Origin of the sequence: Paenibacillus montaniterrae, from assembly GCF_018403185.1 — a bacterium.
Lineage (GTDB): Bacteria > Bacillota > Bacilli > Paenibacillales > Paenibacillaceae > Pristimantibacillus > Pristimantibacillus montaniterrae.
In genome coordinates, this window is record NZ_BOSE01000007.1 from 178,809 (window position 1) to 199,450 (window position 20,642).

Here is a 20,642-nt window from a genome sequence, read left to right on the forward strand (position 1 = left end):
TCATAGTAGACAGTAGAAAAAAACTTCTACTGCTCAATAAGGGGAGTTTTTCTAATGTCAAAAAGAAGTCCTGCTTCCTTAGCAGTAAAATTTAAATGGGACAGTTAGGGGTTCGATAAGAAAATATAAAGCAGATGGTTTGGAGGCATTGAGGAAATCGAATGCATGGAAGTCAGTACGATCTGTTACAGAAACAGGCTACTGCTATGGTACAATATAGCTATTAGATTTTGGAGGGCTACGGGATGACACATATCCACTATGTCGAAAGTGACAGAAGGCATGACAGCAGCTTCATTATTGATGTTCCTATTGGCTATCATTGGCTTCTTGTCATAACCAAAACACCTGCACGATTTTGGGTTAATGGCAAGCTGAAAGAATATCCAGCACATAGTGCTGTACTCTATCGTCCTCATCAAAAGGTATATTACTCGGCTTGCACGAATCAATTCGTTAATGATTGGATTCGTTTTGAAACAAATGAGCCTTATATTACAGAATCACCGCTTGCTCTCGGTGTTCCCTTCTCCTTGAACGATCCAGACTACATAGATAAGCTTTTCAAATTACTCGTGATTGAACACAATTATGAGCAGCTATACAAAGCCTCCTCTATCAGCAGCTTGCTTCGCATCCTGTTTAACAAGCTGCTGGAATCACATTTTCATGATAACATTACATCCAAGCATTACAAGCTGCTGCGTCTTCGCAATGCGATACAAAGCAATCCAGGCGAACAATGGACAGTGGAAAAAATGGCAAAACAAGTCATGATTAGTCCTGGCTATCTGCAAAACTTGTACAAAAAAACGTTTGGCGTATCCTGCATGGAAGAAGTGATCAACAGCCGAATAAAATTAGCAAAGGAATATTTAAGCCATAGTTCGCAAAGTATTGCTGAAATCGCCGAGCAATGCGGCTATCAAAACGTCGAGCATTTCTGTCGACAATTCAAAAAAGTAACGCAAAAAACGCCGCGACAATATCAAAAGCTCGAATATTAATTTATTTTGAGGATGCTTTATTCAAAAAATATTGGTCAACAGCAAGCTTCATGACACTGCTTGGCTGCTTCCTTACACATACGGCTTGATCAGCAAACAGCATGCCATATGGCGCTTCCGACGTATAAGGCTCCCAAGTCGGCATATGCTGACCAGTGCTGTCTGGCCCGTTCGGATCGCCATTCCTGATGAAGTTGGCCCAGTAGTTGCACATGTGACGAGCTAAATCATAATGCTTGCCTGTGAATGGGCGCCAGCATTTGGCTAGCGTTTCAAAGAAAAACCAAAGATCAACGCTATGGAATGTTCCGGGATTATCCCATCCTGGTATGTCCGCATCAAAATTATAGTAGTATAAAGGCGTATTCGCTCCAGTATCCTCGTTGGCCTTGGCCATAATTCGTATCGCGTATTCAATACTGCTAATCGCAGCCTTTTTCTTGGACAGCTCTAATGAATTAGCTTCTGCTTCACATAGCTCAAGGAAGAGTTGTGCGCCGCTCCCAAATACATCTTGGGCCATTTGCTTCAATTCCTCCATACTGTTCACATTAGGTGTGTTAATAAACTCTGTTGATGTGTGTCCTAGCATAACAGGAACCTTTAAACGCTTGTTTTGCATGAACAGCTCAAACGGATCACCTACACTGAACTTCTGATCTACCACGGTTCCCCAGAAGCTATTGTAAGCTACAGCCTTGTCACGCAGGTAAACAGCGTCCAGCTCACGCGCTTCCTTTAGCGAGGATACACCTAAATAGTCGAAGAACGCTTCGCCCTTCTTTTCTGCTTCAGACAACTGCATTCTTACCATTGGCATAAAGGTTCCCGGGTAAGCATGTCTAAATACGCCACTTTGAACGATAGCTTGTTTGCATAACCCTTCATTTTGGGGGGAGGTCAGCTGACTCATGACACTAGCGCCACCTGCAGATTGCCCCCCGATTGTAATGTTGTCAGGATCACCGCCGAATGCTGAGATATTGCGCTTCACCCATCTAGTTGCGAATTGCTGGTCCAGATTGCCAAAGTTTGCTGGAGCTTCTGGAGCTTCAGCTGTAATGTCCGGATGGCATAAAAATCCGAACACATTTAATCGATAATTAATCGTTACAACTACAATGCCTCGTCTAGCAATGCGTTCCCCGTCAAACTCCATTTCCGATGGGTGACCTACTTGAAGCCCTCCGCCAAAATACCAGACATAGACAGGCAGCTTCTCATCTGAATGCTTGGCAGGTGTCCAAACATTCAAATAAAGACAATCCTCGCTCATTGCGATATCTGGCTCTACTGCCCATTCACGTGTATAGATGTTGTTGTCGTCCAGCTCCTGTCTGACCTGCAGCGAGATCGGAGCAAACTCGTACGCCTTTAACACGCCCTCCCAGTCACTGGCAGGCTGTGGTGCTCGCCAACGATTTTCCCCGACAGGCGGCGCAGCAAAAGGGATCCCTTTAAAGCTTGTAATACGAGGATCGGCAGCTGGAAGACCTCTTACGATTCCATTCTCAACCTTCACTTCTCTTAGCATGCAATCTCCCTTCTATACCAGCATCTGTTTTACTTGATTCTTCTACGGCAGCTGGCAAACGCTTTCATAATCTCTTACAGTAAAGAGTAATAGACTCTAACCTGCAAAACAATGATGAATCCACATAACTAATTGATTTATTCTCACAATTATGAAAAGCGGACATAACCAAAGAATCATAATTTGTCGTTTGATGGATGCAGCGATGAGTTATGTTAAGGGAAGGTTCGGTTAAAAAGAAGTAAGAAGATAAGAAAAACATGACGCCGGCAGCATACCGACGTCATGTTTTTTCAAAATTATTCTTAATATTCATCAAACAGACTATGGTGAATAATCGTCAACAGAATTGAAACAATCAATGCTTGCGCTTGTAGTACGTAATGCCTAGCGCCAGCGCGAGCACTGCACCCTTTACAATGTCCATCGCAAAGTATGGAACGGACATCATAATGAGGCCGTTGGACAGTATCCCGATTAATACTGCGCCAACAAAGGTTCCGAATGCATTCGGCTTGCCGGAGCCCAGCACCGAGAAGCCGATAAATGCCGCTGCTACCGCATCCATCAAATATGGAGCGCCTGCATTTACTTCCGCCGTCATAACGCGCGCCGCAAGGATCATACCGCCAATGCCGGCAAACAAGGCAGCCAGCACATAGGCAATAAAGCGATACTTGCGAACAGGGATGCCGGAAAGCTTGGCTGCTTCTGAATTGCCGCCGATCATATACATATAGCGTCCGTATTTCGTATGAGTTAACAATAAGTGCACAAGGATTACAGCAACAAACATAATAATAATAATCCATGGCGCCTTGCCTAATTGGCCAAACAGAGCTGGAATCGAGCCCGGCGCATAATCGCCGCTTGGCATAATCATATTTTGTGAAATGGTCGCGCCTCGCGTATAGGTTTGTGCCACACCTTGAATAACAAACATAGTAGCGAGCGTCATCAGCATATCCTGAATCTTGAAGCTGGTGACGAGAAAGCCGTTAATAATACCGACTAATGCGCATAATACAAGTACAACAAGGATGCTGACGAGCATATTTTGACTATGCCAGACAAACATGGAGATGACCACCGCATTGGCCAGTGAAGCTGTTGAGCCTACAGACAAGTCGAAGCCGCCGACAGCTAACGATAGCGTTAATCCAATTGCAATAATCGTTGTAATCGAGATGGAACGCAAAATGCTTGTAATATTGTTGGAGGTTAAGAAATTGTCAGTCGCGACGCCAAAAAATACAATCAGGATGACAATCGTAATTAATGTTCCGTATTTATACAAGAAATCAAACCAATTGATTCCTTTCTTGCTTACCTTCGCTGTCATTATGCTTGACCTCCTGTACTGTAAAACATAATTTCTTCCTCATTCGTTTGATCCGTAACGAGCTCCTTCGCTACCTTGCCGTCATACATTACATACATGCGATCCGTAATTCCAATCATTTCATTCGTTTCGCTTGATGCGAAAATAACGCTTTTGCCTTGGGCGGCCAGCTCTGCAATCAGGTTGTAAATATCCCGCTTCGCCCCGACATCAACGCCTTTGGTAGGCTCATCAAAAATATATAGCTCGGCATCCGCAAGTAGCCATTTGCCTATAGCGATCTTTTGCTGATTGCCGCCGGACAAATTGGCCACCATCGTTTTTTCGCTCGGCGTTTTAATGCCAAGCTTGACAATCATTGAGTTCGCTGCAATCCGTTCCTTGGTCTTGTTCAGCCACAGCTTCATTGATGTATGAGGCGTAAGGTTGGCTACCGTAAGATTAACGCCTACGATTTCATCTACAAATATTCCTTCGCGACGACGCTCCTCAGGAATCATTGCAAGCCCGCCAGCTACCGCTTCATGCGGTGTGCGATATTGCAGCGCTTTGCCATGCATGCGCACACTTCCGCGTTTTTTTGGCGCCGCACCGAACAAAATGCGACACAGCTCCGTTTTACCCGCACCAACCAGTCCGGCAATACCTACGATCTCGCCTTTATGAACCTTTAACGATACGCCATGAACCTTATCATCATCAGCAATTTGCTCTGCTTCAAAAGCCAGCTCGCCAATTGACGGTGTGCGCTGTGGAAACTGCCCACCAAGCTGCGTGCCAAGCATATGCTGCGTAACCTGATGCTGATCCATCGTATTAATCGGTGCGGAAATGACCAGCTTTCCATCACGCAAAATGGTAATATCATCGCAAATTTGAAACAGCTCCGGCAAGCGATGAGAAATGAAAATAATGCCGACTCCTTCCTTCTTCAGCCGTTCGATTAAAGCAAACAAGCGAGATGTTTCGCTGTCGCTAAGCGGCGCGGTAGGCTCATCGAGAATGAGGAATTTGCATTCCTTCGAAATAGCTCGAGCAATCAGGACGAGCTGCTTTTCCGCCAATGTCAGCTCCTGTACAAGCTTGCCTGTCGGCAGCGTAAAGCCAATTTGCTGCATAATGGCCGCGGCATCCCGGTGTATCTTTCTCCATTTGACCCAGGTCTTGTCCTTCGAATCATGAACGAGCCGCTCCAGCAAAATATTTTCGGCTACGCTCAAGTTCGGCACAAGCAGCATATCGACCTCTTGGTATACGATTTGAATGCCGCTGTCCTTCGCATCCTTCGGCTTGCGGATTTGCAATGGCTCGCCATCCAGTTCAATCGTGCCTGTGTAATGGTCGTATGCGCCTGCTAGCACCTTCATCAGCGTTGATTTGCCTGCTCCATTAGCGCCGATCAACGCATGCGATGTACCAGATTGCATTTGAAAATTAACGCCTGACAATGCCTGAACGCCAGGGAAGGCAATCGATATTTCTTTCATTTCCAGCTTCACTTGCCCATTTGCTTTCAACTGCTTCCACCTACCTCAAACAGGATATAGAGCGCCCTCCACATCGTGATGATGGGAAAGCGCTCTATGATAGACTTATAAATTTTACTTATTTGCTTCCTTCAGTTCCTTCATCCAGTCCTCAAGGAACGCATCGCTTGTTCCCCAACCAGGAATGATCGCGTTTAGATCATCCATTTTTACTGTTTCAGCCGCTGAAGTTAGATCCTCTTGCTTGATCAGGCTTGCATCAAGGCTGTACGTAACAGGTGTTTCTTCGCCAGCAAGCTTTTTCGCAGCCAGACGCACCGTAACTGAGCCGATTAGTTTTGGATCAACTGCCGCAGTAGATACCCAAGGGCTGTTTTCTGCTTGAATCGCTTCAAGATCAGGATTCGATACGTCGATACCGAAGATTTTAACCTCTGTGCGACCAGCCTCTACCAAAGCGCGGTGCGCACCAATGGCAAATGCGTCCCAAGTCGCGAAGATCGCATCAAGCTCGCCTTCTGGATACTTGTTAAGCAGTGTTGCAACTGCATTTTGCGTATCAACAGATGTGTTGTCGTTCGCTACACCGTAGCGGTCAAGCTCAACGATACCCGGGTTTGCAGCCAGCACCTCTTGATACACTTGATTGCGGCGCACCATTGCCGGGAAACCGTCAACCCATAGGTAAAGAATTTTCGCTTCGCCGCCAGTTTCCTGTACAAGATGATCCAATGCCATTTGAGCTAGCGATTGGTCGTTTTGCGACGTTGATGTAACGCCATCAACTTGCTCAAGCTCTTCCACGGAATCAAAAGCTACAACTTCAATTCCTTTTTCTCTCAGCTTTTTCACAAGCTCAACCGTTGTTGCATCGTCGCCATGTGAGACGATAACAGCATCAAGATCCTCGTTAGCCGCTTGCTCAAGCGCATCGTGGAATTTCAACGTGTCGCCGTTTGCCGAGAACGTGTCCACTTTAAAGCCAAGCGATTCCCCTTCTTGCTTAGCTCCTGCTAAAAATTGAGCTGTATGGTCATCTCCGCCGATTTTACGGATGACTTTAATTTTAATATCTCCCTTTTCAGCTAGCGCTGCAGGCAGGTTTTCAACCTTTGGCGTCGTGTTGGAAGAAGTACCGCCGCTATTATTGCTTTCGCCGCAAGCTGTCACAACCAGAACTGCTGCTAGCAATAATACAAACAGTGAATATAACTTGCTGGTTTTCATTCAACTCTCCCCTTTTAATATATATAAGTATTAATACATAGTAATCCTATCGGATTTAGCAGATAGTGTCAATACATTTTTTCGCATATAACGCCAAAATTGTCGAAAACGGCAAATTTTTAAGATGTAGACCTCAGTAATTATAGAGCAATTTGACCAATTTATAAAGATAAATATCGGTTTATTATTATGTATTTTGAAGCTTACGGCAGCTGCCAGTTCATTTAAACAAAAAAGAGACGTATACGAAAAGCGCAGCATAGCTGCTTTCGCTTCGTCTCTTTAGAGTTCAAAAATTTGAGAGTTTAAAAATTCGGCTTTCAGGACCAAGAAGATGGCGCGATACTAGAAGGCGAGGAGCGCAGCGTAGGCACTAGCTACGTGAGCACCGGAGCCTTCGGTAGCGCGCCATATTCGCCGTCGAATCCACTACAACGCAATTACATCGTCATCAAAGTCGGATTTTTAAACCTCCGCTTTAGCTTCGCTTATTTTTTGTTCTAGCTCTGTGCGACACTGCGCAATCCGCTCATCAGACCATTGCAGCGTATCAGCCATCGCCGCAAGCACAGGCTCCTTCCATGTCTCAACCTGCTCAATTCGGAAGAACATATCGCCTGTACGGCGGATAAAATAGTCGACTGGCTTAGCCGTCATTTCATACTCAAGCGAGTACTTAAGCATGATCGCCTGCAAGCTGGACAGCTTGAATTTCGCTCCCCATTCCAGCGCCTCCGGCATTAAGCTGTAAATGATTTCGATGTTGGTGCCATAACGATGCGCCAGCGCTGCAGCCACTTCCTTCTCCAAGCCGAGCTTGATGCCTTCTGCAATTTTCTTTTCCATATAAGCGGGCATACGGCTGGAGCCGCCAAAGTCGCCGCCAGAAATCGGAATGTTGCGGGTTGAAGTATGCGCCGAATTGACCTGCTTGCCTTCCTTTTGCAGCAGCTCTACTGTCTTGTTAACGACATCCTCTGCCATTTTGCGGTAGCCGGTCAGCTTGCCGCCAGCAATGGAAATCAACCCTGAGTCAGAGACGAAAATTTCATCACGACGCGAAATTTCCGAAGGCGACTTGCCTTCCTCATGAATCAGCGGACGCAAGCCGGCCCAGCTTGATTCTATATCCTGCTCTGTCAGCTTCAAGCTTGGGAACATATTGTTGGCCGCATTTAGCAGGTAGCTGCGATCCTCAGCCGTCGTTAATGGGTTGCTCGTATCCCCTGTGTAATTAGTATCGGTTGTTCCGAAATAAGTTTTGCCTTCACGCGGAATAGCGAATGCCATACGACCGTCCGGAATATCAAAGTACACCGCCTGTCTAAGCGGGAAGCGCGACTGGTCGAATACAAGGTGCACACCTTTTGTTAAACGCAGCGTTTTCCCTTTTTTCGAGCCATCCAGCTCGCGAATCGTATCTACCCACGGTCCAGCAGCATTAATAATTTTTTGCGCATATAGCTTATACGTTTTCTGCTTGAGCAGATCACGCACCTCTACGCCAATCAGCTTGCCGGCTTGATCGTACAGCAGCTGCTCAGCCTTGGTGTAATTTACGGCGAGCGAGCCCAGCTCACGCGCTTTTTTCATCACTTCTATCGTCAAACGAGCATCATCGGTGCGGTATTCTACATAGTAGCCGCCGCCCTTCATGCCTTCCTTCTTCAACAATGGCTCCTTGGCCAGCGTCTGCTCAGTGGACAGCATCGAGCGGCGCTCGCTCTTTTTAACCCCTGCAAGAAAATCGTAAACGCGCAAGCCGATTGAAGTCGAAAACTTGCCAAACGTTCCGCCAGCATAAAGCGGAAGCAGCATCCATTCAGGAGTCGTTACATGCGGTCCATTTTCATAAACGATTTCGCGCTCCTTGCCTACCTCGGCGACAACTCCGATTTCGAGCTGCTTAAGATAGCGAAGTCCGCCATGCACAAGCTTCGTTGAGCGGCTTGAGGTTCCGCCAGCAAAATCCTGCATTTCAATTAAGCCAAGCTTTAGCCCTCTTGTAGCAGCATCAAGCGCAATGCCCGCTCCGGTAATGCCACCGCCAATAACAAGGATATCCAATTGCTGTTTAGCCATTTGCTCCAGCGTTGCCTCGCGCTGGTACACACTGAATGACTGTGAATTGTTCGTTTTTCCCATATTCTCATCTCCTTGATCTGTGCAGCCATATAAAACAAAAAAGAGAAACCTTGGAAGCCGTTCACATGAGCTAAAAGCTCGCATGAACGGCATTCGCGGTTTCTCCGTGTCTCCAACCATTATTAACTTGTCACGATTATAACATATTTACTCACAAAATGCCATCGCTGCTTTTACAGCCCGCAGCCAGCCTTTAAATAATTGCTCGCGCTCCGCCTCCGCCATTTGCGGCAAGAATACGCGGTCGATTTGACGAAGGGAAGCAAGCTCCTCCTTGCTGCTCCAGAAACCAACAGCCAGGCCAGCCAAATAAGCAGCGCCTATCGCTGTAGATTCATGAATAAGCGGTCGTTCTATCTGCTTGCCTGTAATATCGCTTTGGAATTGCATGAGGAAATTATTTTGAATTGCTCCGCCATCAACGGACATTTTGTTCAGCTTGTAGCCGGAATCCTCTTCCATCACCTGGATAAGCTCGCGCGATTGATACGCCAGCGACTCCAGCACTGCGCGGATAATATGTGCTTTAGTTGTGCCGCGCGTAATGCCGAACACTGAACCGCGCACATCGCTGTTCCAGTATGGCGTGCCCAAGCCGACGAAAGCTGGAACGACATAGACCCCTTCCGAAGATTGAACGGCTGTTGCCAATTCTTCCGTTTCACTGGCAGACTTAATAATTTGAAGTCCGTCGCGCAGCCATTGAATCGCAGCGCCAGCGACAAACACGCTTCCTTCAAGTGCATACTCCAGCTTGCCGTCAACCTCCCAAGCAACCGTCGTAAGCAAGCCGTGCTTGGAGGCAATCGCCTTATCGCCGGTATTCATCAGCATAAAGCAGCCTGTGCCGTACGTATTTTTCGTATCGCCTTTTTGGAAGGCCTGCTGACCAAACAATGCTGCCTGCTGATCGCCAGCTGCGCCTGCAATAGCAATTGCACGCCCTAAAATAGCTTCATCAGTATAGCCGTAAATTTCTGAGGACGATTTCACTTCTGGCAGCAGGCTCGCGGGAACGCCAAGCCATTGCAGCAGCTGCTCATCCCAGCGACGCTGATGAATATTAAACATCAGTGTACGGGAAGCATTGGATACATCGGTAACATGCACCTTGCCGCCTGTCAGCTTCCAGATAAGCCATGTTTCGATCGTGCCAAACAGCAGCTTGCCTTGCTCAGCCTGCTCGCGTGCTCCTTCAACATGATCCAGCACCCACTTTACCTTCGTACCTGAGAAATATGGATCAATGACCAGTCCTGTCTTTTCCTGGAAATCGCTTTCATAGCCCTGCTGCTTTAGCTGCTCGCAAATGCCAGCGCTTTGTTTGGACTGCCATACTAATCCGTTATATATGGGCTGCCCGGTTTCTTTATGCCAAATTACTGTCGTTTCGCGTTGATTCGTAATGCCGATCCCTTGTATCGCTTCAGGACTTACCGCTGCCTTTTGCAGAACCTGGCGCATAACACGCAAGACGGACCGCCAAATAAACTCAGCATCTACCTCAACATGCCCTGGATGCGGATATTTAAGAGGAAGCTCCTCCTGCTCAATCGCAGTAATTTCACCCTGTTGATTAACTAGTATAGCTCTTGTGCTTGTCGTTCCCTGATCGATCGACATCATATATTGTGTCAAACGAACTCCTCCTTCTGCTTTCCCAAATTAACGATACGTCCATAGCTCCTTGCGAGAGGTTGTAATCGCTGTCGCTCCAGCATCAAGCGCTTCGTGAATATGCTGATGAGTCTTGATCAAGCCTCCTGCAATAACGGGAATGCCTGTTTGCTGCTTAACCTCCTGAATTGCTTCAGGAATGATGCCAGGCAGCACCTCGATAAAATCAGGACTAGACTTTTCAATCATGCGGTAGCTTCGCTCCATCGCATCACTGTCGATCAAAAACATGCGCTGAATGGCAATCAAGCCGCGCTGCTTTGTACGCATAACTACACTGGCTCTTGTGGAGATGATGCCAGCAGGCTGGATGGTCTGACACAAAAAGTCTGCGGCATACTCATCATTTTTCAAGCCATCAATTAAGTCGGCATGCAAAAAAACCTGCTTATTGTGTGCTTTAGCGAGATCGACAACGCTCTTCAGTTGTCCAATATGTCCGCCGAGCAGTACCATGTGCTGAAGCGGTGAGGCAATGACCGATTCAACATCCTTGATTTTACTTACTGCTGGCAGGACAGACTGATTTAGCTGGTGCCCGCTCATCATTTCCTCTCCTTTTTCTTGCTGTTCAGTTAATATGGTTGAGTTAATGGTTGCGACAAGAATATGGGATTAATCATGCAGCATGGAATTGTGAAAATGCTGTCATAACTTTATTTCTCAATATTATGAACGTTTTCTGCTTGCTGCGTCAAGTTTTAATGTGTTCCAGAAACATCGAGTGTAACGTTATGGACATTTTTCTTAAATGTAGATTGATCGATTCTTTCTTTAAGCTTTTCATAAAACAAATCTTCATCAAAAGGAATATCAACCCAGCTATCCGTCCAGGCAGAGAGATGCATCGCATTGGATATCGTTAGACCCTTAATGCCTTCTACGCCAGGTGCAATCAGCTTGGTGCCGTGCAGGATCGCGTTCACCCAGTCGTTCATAATTCCAATATGCTGGCTGTTGTCGCCTGGCGTAGGAATTTCACATTTCCAGCACTCAGGACTGCCAAAGCCGCCTTTAAACTCTCGATTAAATTCTCTTTCGGAAACACGCAGGCGCCAAAACGTTAGCTTATCATCCTCAATCACTACTTTTCCACGGTCACCGCTAACTTCCAATCTGTTGGTGCCCGGTGCTTCTCCTGTAGTTGTGACAAATAAGCCTGTAGCCCCGTTTTCATATTCGACATAAGCAGTAACATCGTCTTCAACTTCAATATTATGATACTTGCCAAAGGACATGAAAGCGCGTACTCTTTTGGGCATGCCGTACATCCATTGCCATAAGTCGAGCTGATGCGGATCTTGATTAAGCAGCACTCCGCCGCCTTCGCCAGACCAGGTAGCCCGCCATCCGCCTGCGTCATAGTAGCTTTGCGGTCGATACCAATTTGTTATAATCCAGATCGATCTTTTCAGATCTCCAAGCTCTCCTGAATCGATAAGATCTTTAAGCTTTTGATACACTGGATTTGTTCTCTGGTTGTACATAATGGCAAATACTTTATCGCTTTGCTGCGCAACCTCATTCATTTCTCTGACAGCCTTCGTATAAACTCCCGCAGGCTTCTCAATAAGGGTATGGTAGCCATAATTCAGCGCCTGAATCGCCAATCCAGGGTGATCATAATGAGTTGTAGCGACTAACACGGCATCAAAGGCTTGGGATTGAAAAAATGCATCTGCTTGATCAAACCGTTGAACGCGATCGCCAAAGCTTTGCTTGGCCCACTCCAATCTTTCCGCATTAATGTCGCATACCGCAGTTAGCTCAGCATTGGGCACCTTCCCTGCCACAATATTTTTGGCATGGCTTGTGCCCATGCCTCCGATCCCGATAATGCCAATCCGTACCTTTTCCATACAAGCTCTCCTCCTACTAGTTCTCGATTTTATTTAACAGCTTTTTCAACGCCTGGACTGCAATTGCGAAGCTTCTTGCGCCGCCTTCGGGCAAATCAAAGCCAGGAGAATGAGGCTCCAGTGCTGCAAATCCTGTGAAATTGCCCAAATGAGGCTCAAGCGATAAAAATCCTTCATAGCCACTGCGATATAACTGGCTTAAAATCTCTTCAACAGCACCGTCACCTTCTCCTGCGGGCACTACATGATGATCGCTATAAACGGCATCCTTAACATGGATATATGCAACATAATCCTTAAGCAGTTCGTACGCATCCGGATAATTTTTCACATCGCATTGGACAAAATTTGCAAAGTCAAATATTGCTTTCACTTGATCAGAATTCATGCTTTTAATCAGATCAAGGCATCTTTCCGGCGTATCCCCGTATATCCCTTTTTCATTTTCATGAAGAAGAATGACGCCGCTTCCTTCTGCTGCTTTTACAAACTGTTTCCAGCGGTCAATAACTTGCTCTCGATACGCTTCTGGCTGCGCTCCATCTGGAATAAAGAAGCTAAACATTCGGATGTAGCGACATTCCATAATTTTCGCAACCTCTAACGTATGCTTGAACAGCTCCAGGTGCGGTTCAAAATCGTCGGTAATGCCGATCTTGCCTAGCGGAGAACCGACTGCGGAAAGCTTAAATCCTCTTGCATCAAGCCGGCTCTTAATCCCTCTCACTTCATCGAGCGTGTAATAGACAAGATTTTTCCCGTCCACGCCCCTCATTTCAATATACTTAATGCCATGCTGGTCCAATACATCCATCTGCGTGTTTAAATTAGCGTCAATTTCATCTGCGAATGCCGACAACATAAATTTGGTCATAAGCTGCCAACCTCTCTTTTTTGGAATTTTGCTGAGCGGGTTTTCAGACACGCCCTAGCATATCTTTAATTAATTTGAATTTTATAGCAACTCAAGCTTTTGTTCATTGTATTTATTGCGCAATACATTGCAAATATTGCTTTTTTCGGATTGAAGAAGTTGGTGACATTCAATAGAATGAATATAGAGGTGGTAGTTATGGACAACCAAATACAGCGCTATCATAGCAATCATTTTTCTTTGTTTCATACAGTAACCGATGCTCCCAACGATGTTACGACGCATTTGCATGACTGCTATGAATTGTTTTATTTCATTTCCGGAGATCTTACCTATTATATAGAAGGGCAAGCGTACAAGCTTTGTCCCAATGATTTGATCCTGACAAATTCAAGAGAGCTGCATCGCATTGTCTTTAACTCCAAGTGTCGTTATGAAAGAAAATTTATCCACTTTAAGCCGGAGTACATCTCCTCCTTCCAGACGGGAGAGTACAATACGCTCTATTATTTAGAAAATAGAAAGCTGGGCTATTTTAATCGAATCCCTGCAAAGGATGTTATGGAATACAAAATAGATGAGCTGTGGGGGCAAATTGAAAAAGCTGCGCTGGAGTCCTCTCCAGAAAGTGGAATGATGATGAAGGCTATATTTGTGCAAATGCTGATTACAATTAATAAAATTTTCGCAAAATACGATCATTCACATGTGGATCATCGCAAGTATGATCATAAAATCGTCGCGATACTGGAGTATATTAATAAAAACCTCGAAGAAAAAATTTCACTGGATATACTGCAGCAAAAATTTTACGTCAACAAATATTACCTTTGCCACATCTTTAAGCTAAGCACCGGCTTTACCGTATTCGAATATATCACCTATAAAAGAATTATGAGAGCATCAGAGCTCCTTATGTCCGGCATGCCGGCGCTCGATACAGCTCATGCCGTTGGCTATAGCGACTACTCAACTTTTTATAAAGCATTCAAGGGTATTACTGGGTATACTCCTAAGCATTATTATCGAAATTAAGTGGCGCGGCTGCTTGATCAGCGCTACGGAGTAAAGCATCCTCAGCGCTCCGGAGCAATGCATCCTCAGCGCTCCGGAGCAAAGCATCCTCAGCGCTCCGGAGCAAAGCATCCTCCAGTCGCTTTTTAAATCGTAATGCTCTTATTTTAATTTTATAGGTAGCATTACGATGTTAAAGGCGACACACTTCGTTTTTCAGCGCTCCGGAGCAAAACATCCTCAAGTCGCTTTTTAAATCGTAATGCTCTTATTTTATTTTTATAGGTAGCATTACGATGTTAAAGGCGACACACTTCGTTTTTCAGCGCTCCGGAGCAATGCATCCTCCAGTCGCTTTTTAAATCGTAATGCTCTTATTTTATTTTTATAGGTAGCATTACGATGTTAAAGGCGACACACTTCGTTTTTCGGATGCTTTGCTCCTCCGCTGGAGCTTTTTTTAGGGCAGGAGCAAGTAGCTTGGATGATAGTAGAAAACAAGGAGCTTAGCGTAGGCAAAAGCTACGTGAGCACCGGAAATTTCGGCTGAGTTTCATATTCGACGTCGAATACGCTACAACGCCCAGCATCGTCATCAAAGTCCAGCTTTTGAACTTCCCCTTCCAATAAGAGTTCAAAAGCTGGGCTTTCAGGACCAAGAAGCTTGGACGCTAGTAGAAAATGAGGAGCGCAGCGTAGGCAAAATGCTACGTGAGCACCGGAAATTTCGCTAGCGTTCAAGATTCGCCGCCGAATCCGCCACAGAGCAGATCATCGTCATCAAAGTCCGGCTTTTGAACTTACCTATAAATAGATGCGATAGTTGCCGCTTAGCGCTAGAATTGCAAACATATACAAGCAATTATCGTAGTAGCGGCGCTCGCCTGTTCTTACAGGTGTATTCCACAGCAGCTCGACTGCCGCTTTAGCTGTCGCTTCATTGCTCGCCGCCAGTGATGCCTGTGCATTTGTTGCAAGCAGGCCTACTGGGTGCAGCGATTTTTCCTCAAACGGCTCTCCTTCAATTGTATATCTGCTATAATCGTCAGGCTGCTTGTCAGCGAAGAAGGCTTGAATACGGTCAGCGATATCGCGCTGACGCGGATCGACGCCAAACCAGGCATAATCGAGCCCAATATTTGCTGCCACGCGGTATGAGTCGCTAAAGAAGTGACCAAAACCGCGAATATGATTCGGCGTTCCGTCATAATGCGCATATTCTGCTGCCAGCCCTGTAACAGGATGACAGCTAATATCGATATAATCGCGACTTGCCTGAGCTGCTTCCTTCCAGAAATTTCGATCCTCCTCATACGCCCATAATGCAAACAGCTCATAAAAATGCGGTAAATGGTACGACGGATCGGAGAACTCAACCTCCGGCACAAATTTAATCAGCTTGTTGTCGGGATTCCACATAGGAAAGCCCGGAGGCTGCTGATGCAGGCAGGTGTGCAAAATATCTTTCGCTTGCTGGCTGTAATTGTACGGTGCTTCACGGTCTCCCCAACGCTTGCTGGCAAAAAACAATGCCAGCGCAAAATATTCTTCGCCATCAGGCGCAGGTCCTTGCGCATTTCGCGTGCCGTCTGGCTGGCACGACCAGGCAAAATAGCCTTTATGAAGACCTTCGGTCATATACATGAAGCTGTACGTCCAATTCCACAGCTTGTCGAAAATGTCCTGGCGATCGTACTGCACCGCCATCATCATCCCGTAGGACATCCCCTCTGAACGAACATCTAAATTGCCCGTATCCAGCAAATAGCCTTTGTCTTCGCTCAGCTCATAGTAGATTTTAGTCGCTTCATGATCACCAAACAATGCATCCCATGTGTCCTGCACCTTTTTCGCGATTTCCTCTTCATTGTAGCCATACTCTGCAAACAAGTTGCGGTAATGCCCTGTATAATAAGCCCCTTGGTTCATTGATACTGTCATTCGCTATCATCCATTTCTTATAAGTTTGTAAGTTTAGTCAGCGCTCCGGAGCAATGCATCCTCAAGTCGCTTTTTAAATCGCAATGCTCTTATTATATTTTTTAAGGTTGCATTACGATGTTAAAGGCGACCCGCCTCCTTTTCCGGATGCTTCGCTCCTCCGCTGTAGTTTTTTTGAGTGCAAGAACAAGAAGCTTGGACGCTAGTAGAAAACAAGGAGCGCAGCGTAGATAGACCTACGTGAGCACCGCAGTTTTCGCTAGCGTTCAAGATTCGTCGCCGACTAAGATCCGAAGCAATTACATCGCCATCAAAGTCTAGTCTTTTGAACTTTCCTCTCTATATTGTAGAATAGCTTTAGCGCTTACATAACCTACTAAACTATAGATGTTTCCCTGTAAACTCAAGGTTGGCGACCATGAAAATTGACCACACGATGATCGCTTCAAATAAAGTTTAAAAAGTTCGGCTTTCAGGACCAAGAAGATGGCACGATACTAGAGGGCGAGGAGCGCAGCGTAGATAGACCTACGTGAGCACCGGAGCACTCGGTAGCGTGACATATTCGCCGTCGATAAGCTACAACGCGTTACATCGTCATCAAAGTCGGACTTTTTAAACCTCCTCTTTCCAATGAGGGTTCAAAAGCCGGGCTTTCAGGACCAAGAAGCTTGGACGCTAGTAGAAAATGAGGAGCGCAGCGTAGGCAAAAAGCTACGTGAGCACCGCAATTTTCGCTAGCGTTCAAGATTCGCCGTCGAATACGCTACAACGCCCAGCATCGTCATCAAAGTCCTGCTTTTGAACCGACCTCTTACCCCTTAACGCCGCCGACCATCATCCCTTTTACAAAATACTTCTGCAAGAATGGATAAACCATAATAATCGGTACTGAGGCTACTATGGTCATCGTTGCACGAATGGCGGTTGGTGTGACCGTACCTTGGTTTTGCAAGCCTCCGCCTGCAAATACATCTCCTGCTGTTCGCTGCGTCATTGATGCGTTGGAGTTTTGCAATATTTTTTGCAGCTCGTATTGCAGCGTGCTTAGCTCAATTGTTGAGGAGTTGTACAGGAACACATCAAACCAGGAGTTCCATTGAAACACGCCGCTGAATAGCGCCACCGTTGCCAATACAGGCACGCAAAGCGGCAGTACGATGCTGAAGAAGGTTCGGTAATCACCCGCTCCATCTATTCGGGCTGACTCCAGAATGCTTTCCGGAAGTCCGTCGATAAAGGAGCGAATTATGATGAGATTGAATACCCCGATCAGCCCCGGCAAAATATACACCCAGAACGAATCAAGCAGATTCAAATCACGAATCAACAGGAAGTTCGGAATCAAACCACCGTTGATATACATCGTTAATATAAATGCAATCGTTACAAATTTACGCAGTATAAAGTCCTGTCTGCTAATCGCATACGCTACCATTGCCGAACAAAATACGGTGACAACTGTGCCAATTACCGTTCTCAGGATGGAAATGATTGTAGCATTATATATGCTTTTTTCGGAAAGCACATACTTATAATTGTCCAATGACCATTCTCTGGGCCATAAATAAATCCCGCCCCGAATGGAGTCCTTCGCATCGTTAAAGGAAATGGCAAGCGTATTGAGAAACGGATATAGCGTTACAATCATGAGCATCGTCAACAATGCATAGTTTACGTAATCAAATATTTTATCGCTCTTTGAAAAATTCGTACGCATCCTTACACCTGCTTTCTAGTAAAGTCTCGCTTCGCCTAAGCGTTTCGCTATATTATTGGCTGCAAACAGCAGGATAAAGCTGACAACTGTTTTGAACATGCCTGCAGCTATCGATAAAGAGAAGTTACCTTGTGCAATCCCGTATTTCAGCACAAAGATATCTATATTCTCTGAATAATCAACGTTCATACCATTTCCGAGCAAGTATTGCGGCTCAAAGCCTGATTCAAGCAAATAACCGATATTCATAATGAGAAGCACGACAATAACCGATTTAATGCCCGGCAGCGTAATATGCCACATACGCTGAAAACGTCCAGCTCCATCGATTTCAGCTGCTTCATACTGAGCGGGATCAATCATCGTCATCGCTGCCAAATAAACTATCGTATTCCAGCCGACATCCTTCCATACAGTAGAGGCTCCGAAAATTCCCCAGAAATACTCACCTACACCTAAAAACAATACACTTTCCTTAATAATGCCTGCACGCAATAACAGGTCGTTAATGATGCCTTCTGGCGATAATGTCTGCTGCACAATTCCCGCAGCAACAACCCATGAAATAAAGTGAGGCAAATAGCTAATCGTTTGTACCAATCGTTTAAATACGACTACTCGCACCTCATTGAGCAATAAGGCAAGTAAAATAGCTGTCACAAAGCCAAGAACTAGATTAATTCCACTCATCGCAAGCGTATTGCGCAGTACTCTTAAAAATCGGTCGTCCTCAAACAAAAACGCGAAATGCTGGAAGCCGACCCATTCCTGTTCTGCAAAGCTTTTGCTAGGTCTATAATTTTGAAAAGCGATTGTCCAGCCCCAAATCGGCAAGTACTTGAATATAAACAACCATATTAAAAATGGTATCGTCATCGTTAGCAGCGCATGCTGCCGTATGCAGGTTTTAAAGAAGTGTACGAGCTTATTCGATGATTTTTTAGGATGCTGAACAACTTTAGGTACCTCCACTCGTTCCATCATGAACTCTCCTCTCACTCGTAAAGCATTCTATGGTTGAAAGAAGGGACCTCCACGATGGAGAATCATCTCCATCGCATGGTCCCGCTCAAGCTTTCAATTATTTCGCTTCTTCAACAAGCTTTTTCACTTCTGCAGTCATAAAGGCCTCATATCCAGCAGTGTCCAGCTTATTAAATTCGCTAATATATTCCTCCCAGTTGCTTTCGAACTTGCTAGGATCCTCAAGAACCAGTTTAGGGAAGTACTTGCGCGTAATCTCAGTTTTCTTGGTCTCATAAATTTGCTCTGGAGAACCTTGTTCCTTCGGAATCCCCCATGCAGGGAACCAAGGACGATCGTCTGGAGCAGCAAACATTTCGGCATACGTTTTTACGCCATAAGCATCAAGAATCGTTTTATCTGCTTCAGTCAAGCCCAATTGGAATACTTCTGCTTGCATACCAGGTGAAACGGCATTGCCATTAGAGAAGGTAGAGTTAGCGCCATAAATCGGCCAGTTCCAATCATAATATTTAAATCCGAATGACTCGCGGAATGCCTCATCGATTTTAGCAATTTGTTCAGCTGTACGATAGTAGCGTCCATTTTCGTCAATTTCGAACGTTTCCCCTTCAATGCCCCAGCTTCTTAAAATTTGATTTTCCTCTTTAAGCAGGTTATCGAAGTATTGAATGATGCGCGCAGGGTCTTGTGCACTGATTGTAATACCGATACCACGGTTTTTAACAAAGCCTGGAGGGTCAAGGTACTGATCCTTTTCACCATCAAACGTAATTGGCAGCGGGAAGTACACAAAATCATCCTGAGAAGGATCGGCTTTAGCTGCATCTCTTAGCACGTTTTGCGCATTAGCAATTTGCCAGCCATAGTCAAACATACCAAGTACTTTACCGCTAGACAGCTTCGCCAAATATTGATCGTAGTTATCAATAAAGGAAGCTTTATCAAATAATCCTTCGGCATTCAACTCATTAAGAATTTTCAAATAACGCTTAGTATCTTCGTTGCCTGCATATACCTTAGCATCGAATGTTTCCATATCGACGATAACTTCACCATCGTTTGGATAGCCAGCCAAATGCATTGGCGGGTTCGTTGTTGCAAAGAATCTCCAGTCATGAGTCAATGAGATAAAGCCTGTCAAATCTTCCTCTGGATGGTTATTCACATAATCACGAATCAATTGGAAATATTCATCAATCGTTTTAATTTGAGGATAGCCTGCTTCTTTCAAAACTCGGCGCTGTATCCAGAATGCACCTTGGTTAATATTTGGATCTGGCAGGAACTCTCCGACTTGTGCAGACATCGGCAGGAAGTAGATTTTTCCGTCAGCCGATTTGATGCGCTCCAAATCGTTGCCATACGCTTTTTTAATGTTAGGACCATGCTCTTCAATAAGATCAGTGAGATCAATAAAGCCATCTGCGCCAAGCACATCGTCTATAGCAGCATCCGGTATCAAGACATCAGGATATTTTCTTGATGCGTTCATCGTACCAATTTTGGTATTAAGATCACCTACAAGGTTTTCAATCTTAAAGTTAACACCTGTTTGGTCTTCAAGTATTTTACCGATCGTTGTCTCATTCGTGTTAATATCCTTTGCTGCACCTGCTCCATTGAAGTACGTAAATGTTACTTTGTCTAATGGTTGTTCTTCATTGCCGCCTTCGTTCCCGGAATTTGTCCCAGGATTGGAAGTGTTGGAAGGAGTATTCCCACCGTTATTGCCTGCGCAGCCTGTAATGACGAGCGCAAGCACGAGCACTAGCATTGCTGCCATATACACTGGTGTTTTTCGCTTCATGCAATTTCATCCCCTTTAATC

General features: G+C 45.4%; 15 protein-coding genes. 2 read left to right on the forward strand and 13 right to left on the reverse strand.

Going from position 1 to position 20,642, the window contains the following annotated elements; genetic code table 11:
- Positions 1-245: 245 nt before the first annotated feature.
- Positions 246-1,007 (forward strand): helix-turn-helix domain-containing protein, encoded by a 762-nt coding sequence (locus KJS52_RS18015; protein WP_213517881.1) that lies wholly within the window; start codon positions 246-248, stop codon positions 1,005-1,007.
- 1 nt (position 1,008) lies between these two features.
- Here KJS52_RS18015 and KJS52_RS18020 read toward each other — a convergent pair whose 3' ends face one another.
- From KJS52_RS18020 to KJS52_RS18060, 9 genes are all read right to left on the reverse strand, one after another.
- A complete protein-coding gene (locus KJS52_RS18020) occupies positions 1,009-2,541 on the reverse strand; it encodes a carboxylesterase/lipase family protein (protein WP_213517882.1) in 1,533 nt (510 codons plus the stop codon).
- A gap of 358 nt (positions 2,542-2,899) precedes the next feature.
- Positions 2,900-3,883, reverse strand: coding sequence for an ABC transporter permease (locus tag KJS52_RS18025; RefSeq protein WP_213517884.1), 984 nt, complete (start codon positions 3,881-3,883; stop codon positions 2,900-2,902).
- Positions 3,883-5,400 carry a sugar ABC transporter ATP-binding protein gene (locus tag KJS52_RS18030; protein WP_306433588.1) on the reverse strand — a complete coding sequence of 506 codons (1,518 nt, stop codon included), beginning with the start codon at positions 5,398-5,400 and terminating at the stop codon, positions 3,883-3,885. The genes KJS52_RS18025 and KJS52_RS18030 overlap by 1 nt, the downstream gene beginning before the upstream one ends.
- Positions 5,401-5,484: 84 nt before the next feature.
- A complete protein-coding gene (locus tag KJS52_RS18035; protein WP_213517885.1) occupies positions 5,485-6,597 on the reverse strand; it encodes a sugar ABC transporter substrate-binding protein in 1,113 nt (370 codons plus the stop codon).
- 465 nt (positions 6,598-7,062) lie between these two features.
- Complete coding sequence (locus tag KJS52_RS18040) at positions 7,063-8,742, reverse strand: glycerol-3-phosphate dehydrogenase/oxidase (RefSeq protein WP_213517887.1); 1,680 nt, start codon at positions 8,740-8,742, stop codon at positions 7,063-7,065.
- A 147-nt stretch (positions 8,743-8,889) separates the two neighbouring features.
- Positions 8,890-10,380, reverse strand: a complete 1,491-nt coding sequence (gene glpK / locus KJS52_RS18045) for a glycerol kinase GlpK (RefSeq protein ID WP_213517909.1) — start codon at positions 10,378-10,380, stop codon at positions 8,890-8,892.
- A 27-nt stretch (positions 10,381-10,407) separates the two neighbouring features.
- The gene (locus KJS52_RS18050) at positions 10,408-10,965 is read right to left on the reverse strand and encodes a glycerol-3-phosphate responsive antiterminator (RefSeq protein ID WP_213517911.1); all 558 of its coding nucleotides are present in this window, start codon (positions 10,963-10,965) and stop codon (positions 10,408-10,410) included.
- A gap of 155 nt (positions 10,966-11,120) precedes the next feature.
- Positions 11,121-12,278 (reverse strand): Gfo/Idh/MocA family protein, encoded by a 1,158-nt coding sequence (locus tag KJS52_RS18055; RefSeq protein WP_213517913.1) that lies wholly within the window; start codon positions 12,276-12,278, stop codon positions 11,121-11,123.
- 16 nt (positions 12,279-12,294) lie between these two features.
- The gene (locus KJS52_RS18060) at positions 12,295-13,152 is read right to left on the reverse strand and encodes a sugar phosphate isomerase/epimerase family protein (protein WP_213517915.1); all 858 of its coding nucleotides are present in this window, start codon (positions 13,150-13,152) and stop codon (positions 12,295-12,297) included.
- Positions 13,153-13,350: 198 nt separating this feature from the next.
- Here KJS52_RS18060 and KJS52_RS18065 point away from each other — a divergent pair, with 198 nt between their 5' ends.
- On the forward strand, positions 13,351-14,187 hold the full coding sequence (locus KJS52_RS18065) for an AraC family transcriptional regulator (protein ID WP_213517917.1): 837 nt from the start codon (positions 13,351-13,353) through the stop codon (positions 14,185-14,187).
- A 783-nt stretch (positions 14,188-14,970) separates the two neighbouring features.
- Here KJS52_RS18065 and KJS52_RS18070 read toward each other — a convergent pair.
- From KJS52_RS18070 to KJS52_RS18085, 4 genes are all read right to left on the reverse strand, one after another.
- Positions 14,971-16,107, reverse strand: coding sequence for a family 8 glycosyl hydrolase (locus KJS52_RS18070; protein ID WP_213517919.1), 1,137 nt, complete (start codon positions 16,105-16,107; stop codon positions 14,971-14,973).
- Positions 16,108-16,921: 814 nt separating this feature from the next.
- A complete protein-coding gene (locus tag KJS52_RS18075; RefSeq protein WP_213517920.1) occupies positions 16,922-17,827 on the reverse strand; it encodes a carbohydrate ABC transporter permease in 906 nt (301 codons plus the stop codon).
- A gap of 15 nt (positions 17,828-17,842) precedes the next feature.
- On the reverse strand, positions 17,843-18,808 hold the full coding sequence (locus KJS52_RS18080; RefSeq protein ID WP_213517922.1) for an ABC transporter permease: 966 nt from the start codon (positions 18,806-18,808) through the stop codon (positions 17,843-17,845).
- 100 nt (positions 18,809-18,908) lie between these two features.
- The gene (locus KJS52_RS18085; RefSeq protein WP_213517929.1) at positions 18,909-20,621 is read right to left on the reverse strand and encodes an extracellular solute-binding protein; all 1,713 of its coding nucleotides are present in this window, start codon (positions 20,619-20,621) and stop codon (positions 18,909-18,911) included.
- Between the last annotated feature and the right edge of the window lie 21 nt (positions 20,622-20,642).

Coding starts and splice junctions, on each gene's coding strand:
- KJS52_RS18015 (WP_213517881.1), top strand. CDS start 246: ATGACACATATCCACTATGTCGAAAGTGACAGAAGGCATGACAGCAGC.
- KJS52_RS18020 (WP_213517882.1), bottom strand. CDS start 2,541: ATGCTAAGAGAAGTGAAGGTTGAGAATGGAATCGTAAGAGGTCTTCCA.
- KJS52_RS18025 (WP_213517884.1), bottom strand. CDS start 3,883: ATGACAGCGAAGGTAAGCAAGAAAGGAATCAATTGGTTTGATTTCTTG.
- KJS52_RS18035 (WP_213517885.1), bottom strand. CDS start 6,597: ATGAAAACCAGCAAGTTATATTCACTGTTTGTATTATTGCTAGCAGCA.
- KJS52_RS18040 (WP_213517887.1), bottom strand. CDS start 8,742: ATGGGAAAAACGAACAATTCACAGTCATTCAGTGTGTACCAGCGCGAG.
- KJS52_RS18050 (WP_213517911.1), bottom strand. CDS start 10,965: ATGAGCGGGCACCAGCTAAATCAGTCTGTCCTGCCAGCAGTAAGTAAA.
- KJS52_RS18055 (WP_213517913.1), bottom strand. CDS start 12,278: ATGGAAAAGGTACGGATTGGCATTATCGGGATCGGAGGCATGGGCACA.
- KJS52_RS18060 (WP_213517915.1), bottom strand. CDS start 13,152: ATGACCAAATTTATGTTGTCGGCATTCGCAGATGAAATTGACGCTAAT.
- KJS52_RS18065 (WP_213517917.1), top strand. CDS start 13,351: ATGGACAACCAAATACAGCGCTATCATAGCAATCATTTTTCTTTGTTT.
- KJS52_RS18070 (WP_213517919.1), bottom strand. CDS start 16,107: ATGACAGTATCAATGAACCAAGGGGCTTATTATACAGGGCATTACCGC.
- KJS52_RS18075 (WP_213517920.1), bottom strand. CDS start 17,827: ATGCGTACGAATTTTTCAAAGAGCGATAAAATATTTGATTACGTAAAC.
- KJS52_RS18080 (WP_213517922.1), bottom strand. CDS start 18,808: ATGGAACGAGTGGAGGTACCTAAAGTTGTTCAGCATCCTAAAAAATCA.
- KJS52_RS18085 (WP_213517929.1), bottom strand. CDS start 20,621: ATGAAGCGAAAAACACCAGTGTATATGGCAGCAATGCTAGTGCTCGTG.